Annotated in this window: 1 protein-coding gene; it reads left to right on the top strand. The window is 49.3% G+C overall.

Annotated elements, in window-relative coordinates:
• On the top strand, positions 1-497 hold a 497-nt coding region (locus A1OO_RS07145; protein ID WP_017005292.1), incomplete at both ends, for a GTP-binding protein.

Raw genomic sequence — 497 nt, 5'->3', positions numbered from 1 at the left:
CGTCACTACGCACACGTAGACTGCCCAGGACACGCCGATTATGTTAAAAACATGATCACCGGTGCTGCGCAAATGGACGGTGGTATCCTGGTTGTTGCTGCGACTGATGGCCCTATGCCACAGACTCGTGAGCACATCCTACTAGGTCGCCAAGTTGGTATTCCATACATCCTTGTTTTCATGAACAAGTGTGACATGGTTGATGACGAAGAGCTGCTTGAGTTGGTTGAGATGGAAGTTCGTGAACTTCTTTCTGAGTACGACTTCCCAGGCGACGATTGCCCAGTAATTCAAGGTTCAGCACTAGGTGCATTGAACGGCGAAGAGCAGTGGGAAGCGAAAATTGTTGAACTAGCTGAAGCACTGGATTCTTACATCCCAGAGCCAGAGCGTGCTATCGACAAGCCATTCATCCTACCAATCGAAGATGTTTTCTCAATTCAAGGCCGTGGTACTGTTGTAACGGGTCGTGTTGAGCAAGGTATCGTTCGCGTAGG

This window comes from Enterovibrio norvegicus FF-33 (genome assembly GCF_000286835.2).
Classification (GTDB): domain Bacteria; phylum Pseudomonadota; class Gammaproteobacteria; order Enterobacterales; family Vibrionaceae; genus Enterovibrio; species Enterovibrio norvegicus_A.
The sequence above is the reverse complement of the archived record's forward strand: the minus strand, read 5'-3'. Positions and strand labels throughout refer to the sequence as shown.